At 66.7% G+C, this 2463-nt stretch carries 2 protein-coding genes; one reads left to right on the top strand and one right to left on the bottom strand.

Annotated elements, in window-relative coordinates; translation table 11 throughout:
• Positions 1-93 precede the first annotated feature (93 nt).
• Positions 94-1368, top strand: a complete 1275-nt coding sequence (locus tag D4B81_RS17405) for an IS256 family transposase (protein WP_237566088.1) — start codon at positions 94-96, stop codon at positions 1366-1368.
• A 153-nt stretch (positions 1369-1521) separates the two neighbouring features.
• On the opposite strand, the gene D4B81_RS17400 is transcribed toward D4B81_RS17405, so the two are convergent.
• Positions 1522-2049 carry a hypothetical protein gene (locus D4B81_RS17400; RefSeq protein ID WP_122263935.1) on the bottom strand — a complete coding sequence of 176 codons (528 nt, stop codon included), beginning with the start codon at positions 2047-2049 and terminating at the stop codon, positions 1522-1524.
• Positions 2050-2463: the final 414 nt, after the last annotated feature.

Here is a 2463-nt window from a genome sequence, read left to right as displayed (position 1 = left end):
ACTGTCCGCTAAACGGTGTTTCTGGCCTGACGCGCCGGCTCAGCTGGCGGGGAAGGTCATGAGATGACCGAGAAGATCTCGAGCATGAGCTCGATGCCCAAGAAGGTGAAGAAGACGACCTCGCGCAGCGAGGCAGAACAGGCGGCGGTCCGGGAGCTGGTCAAGGCCGCCCGGGCCCGCGGTGAGGACCTGACCGGCCCGGACGGGCTGCTCAAGTCGATCACCGCCACCGTCCTGCAGACCGCCCTGGAGGAGGAGCTGACCGAGCACCTCGGCCACGAGAAGCACCAGGTGCCCACCGCCGGGAACGGCAACATCCGCAACGGCACCCGCCCCAAGACGGTCCTTACCGACGCCGCCGGGGAGGTGACGATCGCGGTCCCGCGGGACCGGGCCGGCACGTTCGAGCCGGTCATCGTGAAGAAGCGCCAACGGCGGCTTTCGGACGTGGACGCGGTCGCGATCAGCCTGTTCGCGAAAGGCCTGACGACCGGTGAGATCAGCGCGCACTTTCACGAGGTGTACGGCGCCAGTATCAGCAAGGACACGGTCTCGAGGATCACGGACAAGGTGCTGGAGGAGATGGCCGCCTGGTCCTCCCGTCCGCTGCAACCGGTGTACGCGGCGATCTTCATCGACGCGATCTACGTCAAGGTCCGCGACGGCCAGGTCGGCAACCAGCCCTTCTACGCCGCGATCGGTGTCGACCTGAACGGCCGGCGGGACGTCCTTGGGCTGTGGGCCGGGCAGGGCGGCGGTGAGTCCGCGAAGTTCTGGACGGACGTGCTGGCGGACCTGAAGAACCGCGGCGTGGCCGACGTGTTCTTCATCGTCTGCGACGGCCTCAAGGGCCTGCCCGACAGCGTGAACGCGGTCTTCCCGGTGACGATCGTGCAGGCCTGCGTGATCCACCTCATCCGGGCGACGCTGCGCTACGCGAGCAGGAAGTACTGGGACCAGCTGGCCAAGGACCTGCGCCGCATCTACACCGCACCCTCGGTCGAGGCAGCGTGGGCGGCGTTCGAGGAGCTGGAGGAGAAATGGGGCAAGCCCTACCCCGCGATACCCAAGATGTGGCGAGCGGCGTGGGAGGAGTTCATCCCGTTCCTGGCCTACGACGTGGAGATCCGCCGCGTGCTCTTCTCCACGAACGCCATCGAGTCCCTGCACGCGAGGTACCGGCGGGCGGTCACCGTGCGCGGGCACTTCCCGACCGAGCAGGCCGCCCTGAAGTGCCTCTACCTGGTGACCCGCGGGCTGGACCCCAAGGGCACGGGGCAGGCACGATGGACCATGCGGTGGAAGCCCGCGCTCAACGCTTTCGCCGTCACCTTCGCCGACCGCATGCCGGCCGCGGAGAACCTCTGAGATGAACGCCAGAAACACCGTTCATCGGACAGACCCTGCGCCTGAGGATTCAAGCCTGCGGCGCATCCGACATGGCCGCCAGTCGCGCATCTTGTAGCGTCACGCGGCGTGGAAATCTTGTCTCGACGCTGGCCGAAGGAAACTGGTGGTCGGTTAACCATGGGTGCGGCGGGCTTCCGCCTCTCGCGGCTCAGCGACTGCGCGGAGGTCGATTTGTAGCTGCACGCAGGGGGACCCGGTCGGGTAGCCATCTGGGTTGGCTGCGCCGCTGTAGGCGTACATCTCGATGCTGGTCTGCTCCAGCAGCCACCACCAGGAGCCTCCGCTGTACTGGGTTGCTTCGGTGACTTCGCGAGGATCGCCATGGACGTCCGTCAGGGCGCGAGCTAGGTCGTCGGCCGCGCGTAGGACATCAGCGGAGCTGTCGCCGTCCCACAGGAACCAAAAGATGTCGGCGAACTCGTCTCGGTAGGTGCCCCACCCTGCACGGGCCGCTCCCCAGGCGGGCATCGCCGCCATGTGCCAGGAGCGGTCGGTGCCCCGGCGTGGGGTCTCCTCCGCTGTGTCGGTTTCGATGCCCAACGACTGCAGCCAGGGCAGACCATCCTCGAGGTGTCGGGGCCACTGCGACTCCACGATGGCGGTGACTTGTGACGCGACTTCCCCCGGGGACGGCTTCATGACGCGACCTTAGCGGCTGCCCTGAATCCGCACTCTGCCGGATCCGTCGGTCCTAGTCGCTCAGGTACCCGGTGGTGGGGTCGATTTCGGCGAGGAACGACCGGACGGCCCCCTCCAACTTTTCACGCGACTCCCACTGATGATCGGAACACCGCGTCGTGAATCCGTATCCCGCGTTGGGGCCGCTGACCCAGGCCACGTGCCACGCTCCTGGCTGCTGGGTGTCGGCTTGAGCGCGGAAGATTTCACCATCGACGGTCAAGACAACCGGTTCTGGCACATCCATGCCCGAAGCCTCCCATCCGCTCCTGCCGCGTGGAGGACGGCTACGCTCGTCCGACTTTGCCGCTGTCAGATCAACTCCTGAGTGGCGATCCGACCACGTCGAAGCGGAAGCCGCCCATCTGTCCGGAC

It is taken from the genome of Ornithinimicrobium cerasi (assembly GCF_003702705.1).
GTDB classification, from domain to species: domain Bacteria; phylum Actinomycetota; class Actinomycetes; order Actinomycetales; family Dermatophilaceae; genus Ornithinicoccus; species Ornithinicoccus cerasi.
The sequence above is the reverse complement of the archived record's forward strand: the minus strand, read 5'-3'. Positions and strand labels throughout refer to the sequence as shown.

Coding starts and splice junctions, on each gene's coding strand:
- D4B81_RS17405 (WP_237566088.1), top strand. CDS start 94: ATGCCCAAGAAGGTGAAGAAGACGACCTCGCGCAGCGAGGCAGAACAG.
- D4B81_RS17400 (WP_122263935.1), bottom strand. CDS start 2,049: ATGAAGCCGTCCCCGGGGGAAGTCGCGTCACAAGTCACCGCCATCGTG.